The 252-nt window shown below is 44.4% G+C and carries 1 pseudogene; it reads right to left on the bottom strand.

The features are described from left to right. Nucleotides 1-127: pseudogene (locus IR141_RS13135) on the bottom strand (IS1595 family transposase); the annotation flags it as partial. Between the last annotated feature and the right edge of the window lie 125 nt (nucleotides 128-252).

Here is a 252-nt window from a genome sequence, read left to right as displayed (position 1 = left end):
AATAGCTCTCATCCAATTCTATAGCGCCCTCAAAAACCTGATCTGCTTCCAAAGCCAAATGATGGCTGATAACAAGACGGATTTTACGGTAGAAGAGAATAGCCGTATTGGGCTGAATACCTAAGATTGTTAAATATCGTGCAAAACTGAGCCAGGGAAACGGGGAGTTGTGCTCCAAAATTGAGCCACTCTCCGTTTGTTATAAACTGCTCCGCTTTATCACACAGCGGAGCCCAACCTGGATGTTATGCA

It is taken from the genome of Neisseria sp. 19428wB4_WF04 (genome assembly GCF_015235335.1).
GTDB lineage: Bacteria > Pseudomonadota > Gammaproteobacteria > Burkholderiales > Neisseriaceae > Neisseria > Neisseria musculi.
Note: the sequence above shows the minus strand (reverse complement) of the source record. Positions and strands in the feature narration are given on the sequence as shown.